This window comes from Nocardioides sp. (genome assembly GCF_034670285.1).
In the GTDB taxonomy this organism is placed as follows: domain Bacteria; phylum Actinomycetota; class Actinomycetes; order Propionibacteriales; family Nocardioidaceae; genus Nocardioides.
In genome coordinates, this window is sequence record NZ_JAXMNS010000530.1 from 1 (window position 1) to 2027 (window position 2027).

Below are 2027 nucleotides of genomic sequence, written 5' to 3' on the forward strand. Positions count from 1 at the left end.
TGTGGATCGAGACACCCATCGATCGGCCCATGTGCGCCGGATCGTCGCCGCTGAGGGCGGGGACGACGTGATCACGAGCTATCACCGGAGGCTGGTGGAGCTGCGCGAGCTGCGTCCCGACCTGATCGAGGTGCGCAGCGTGAGGGGCGATCTCGAGAACACCTACGGTGCCGTGCTCCGGGCTGTCGGTGGCGCGCCGTAGGCTGCACGGGTGAGTCGACGATGAGCAAGATGGACAACCTGCGGGCCATGCGCGAGGCGCGCTACGAGGCAGCCCAGAAGCTGGCGAAGAACGGTCCCGCCAAGACTGCTGCCCCTTCGGCGGCACCAGCGAAGGCAGCGCCGAAGAAGGCCGCGGGCAAGCCCACGACCGTCGCGAAGGCTGCCGACACCGACGCCGCTGGCGAGACGCTCTGCGGTCACCGCAACATGAGCGGTCGCACGTGCACCCGCGAGCACGGTCACGCGGCGAAGAGCCACCGCTACTCCTGAGCCGCTGGCGAACCCTCAGTAGTCGACGAGGGTCGGGCGGGCGGCGATGGTCTCGAGCTGCTGAGCGACGCCGGGGACGGTGAGGGTCTCGGGGATCGCGATCCAAGGTCCCCCGTTGAGCCGGTAGCGACCGGTGTAGGTGGTGTCCAGGCTCGGGGCGAAGGCGCCCACGGTGGCGTAGTCGTGGGTGACCTCCAGCGCGGGGTAAGCCGCACCCGGCGTCGACGTGCTCGAGGTCGTGCCGTCACCGAAGCGCCAGGTGTAGGACGTCGGGGTCGCCTCGATCAGGACGTCCTGGTTGAGCAGGCTCACGCTCTGGCGTGAGGGCTGGTCGTTGTCGGTGTAGAAGTTCGTGGCGAAGTTGACCAACGTCTGCCCACCCGGCGGCTGAATCACCAAGTCACTCTGCGGCCACGTCAAGCTGCGGAACGCCCGCAGGACGCGGCCTGGGGTGACCTGCTCCTGCTGGGCAGCCTCCTGCTCGGTGACGCACGTCTCGCCGACCTTCTCACCGCCCAGGAAGATGTCGAAGAGGATTCCGTCGACCCCGGCGGTCACGCACGGCGCACCCTCGTAACAGATCGCTTGCGCTCCCAGCCCACACGTCGGCGCGAAATCGTAGTCCGGGCCCGCCTCCGAGGCGACTTGCTCGAATGCCGCAGTCCCCTGCTGTTGATCGCTGGCGCTCACCGCTTGCAGGTTGGAGTTCGGATCAAGCTGCGGATCTGCATCCGCGATAGTCGGAGCGAGCACTATCGCCACGACAGCGATCAGTGTGGAACGGCCTGCCCGCCGCATCAGACAAGCTCCGAAATTCGAGTGACTCGCCAGCCAACCTCGTCCGGCCGATCCAGATTCACCTGGTAGCGGGTTCGTCCGCCCTCGAGCCGCTGCGACACCTTCCCCTTGGCGTCCACAACGGTCGTTGCTGAAGTCACCGTGTCGAACTCATAGATCGACGTGCCGCTCGACTGACCGACCTTCTCGATCCGCACCACGCTCGGCTCCTCCAGAGAGATCGAGCCGCCGTCCCCGTAGATGGACTCGACTGTGTCGACGAAAGCGTTGCAACTCTCGCAAGCCTGGGTCATTTCGCGGTAGTCCCCCGTATCTCCGGTCCGCTGCATCTCGAACGCAGCCATCTGCCAGCGCCGGATGAACTGCTTAGCGCTCTCGCCCACGGATTCCGCGGTGGGCGTGGGTTCGCTGGTTGGCGACGCCGTGGCCGTCGCGCTGGGAGCGGGCTCGATGATGGGCTCTGGATCACCGGAGCAGGCCCCCAGCCCGACCACCAGGGCAAGCAGGAGCGGGGGCAGCATGATTCGTCTACGCATCGAGAAAGCCTTCCGAGATCGATGTCGACCTCGACGCTACCCACGAACTGCCCCGATCACACCCCCGGAGCCTCGGAGCTGTGGATAACTACGACAGCTGGTCCGACCTACGTCCGACTTGGTGGGTCGGGTGGTTCTCGGTGGGCCAGGGCGTGGTGTCGGGGGCACAGCAGCTGGGCCTCGTGGGTGTTGGTGGCGCCG

4 protein-coding genes are annotated in these 2027 nt (G+C 66.8%); 2 read left to right on the forward strand and 2 right to left on the reverse strand.

Features of this window, described 5'->3' with window-relative positions; all coding sequences use genetic code 11:
• Both VOI19_RS18630 and VOI19_RS18635 read left to right on the forward strand, forming a co-directional pair.
• Positions 1-202, forward strand: a 202-nt coding sequence (locus VOI19_RS18630) for a hypothetical protein (protein ID WP_323794434.1), incomplete at its 5' end; no start/stop codon positions are given.
• 20 nt (positions 203-222) lie between these two features.
• Positions 223-492, forward strand: a complete 270-nt coding sequence (locus VOI19_RS18635) for a hypothetical protein (RefSeq protein ID WP_323794435.1) — start codon at positions 223-225, stop codon at positions 490-492.
• A 15-nt stretch (positions 493-507) separates the two neighbouring features.
• Here the strand turns inward: VOI19_RS18635 and VOI19_RS18640 are convergent, their stop codons facing one another.
• Positions 508-1050, reverse strand: a complete 543-nt coding sequence (locus VOI19_RS18640; protein ID WP_323794436.1) for a PKD domain-containing protein — start codon at positions 1048-1050, stop codon at positions 508-510.
• 239 nt (positions 1051-1289) lie between these two features.
• Positions 1290-1826: a hypothetical protein gene (locus VOI19_RS18645; RefSeq protein WP_323794437.1), complete on the reverse strand. Its 537-nt coding sequence runs from the start codon at positions 1824-1826 to the stop codon at positions 1290-1292.
• Positions 1827-2027 lie beyond the last annotated feature (201 nt).

Coding starts and splice junctions, on each gene's coding strand:
- VOI19_RS18635 (WP_323794435.1), top strand. CDS start 223: ATGAGCAAGATGGACAACCTGCGGGCCATGCGCGAGGCGCGCTACGAG.
- VOI19_RS18645 (WP_323794437.1), bottom strand. CDS start 1,826: ATGCGTAGACGAATCATGCTGCCCCCGCTCCTGCTTGCCCTGGTGGTC.